The organism is Winogradskyella poriferorum (genome assembly GCF_050618035.1).
Classification (GTDB): domain Bacteria; phylum Bacteroidota; class Bacteroidia; order Flavobacteriales; family Flavobacteriaceae; genus Winogradskyella; species Winogradskyella poriferorum_A.
Genome location: NZ_JBODPY010000196.1, coordinates 1 through 225, shown reverse-complemented (window position 1 = coordinate 225; position 225 = coordinate 1). Strand labels below are relative to the sequence as shown.

The 225-nt window shown below is 41.8% G+C and carries 1 protein-coding gene; it reads left to right on the top strand.

The features are described from left to right. The coding region (locus ACRHOC_RS15450; protein WP_431159476.1) for a hypothetical protein at window positions 1-225 on the top strand (225 nt) is incomplete at both ends.

Below are 225 nucleotides of genomic sequence, written 5' to 3'. Positions count from 1 at the left end.
TCGGATTAGGAACAGCAACAAACGTTGCAGACCTATCAGGATGTTTTGATTTATCAAACCCAATCTCAGTATCAAGAAATGCAGTAAATGGTGGAGCAATCCAAATTGCAGGCACAACAGATACTACAGCAGAGATTTGTGTTGGCGAAGGAACTGATGACCTTATAGAGGTAGAGTTTGTGGACATGAGTGTACTGTCAGGAGACAGTTCTACTTGGGTGATTA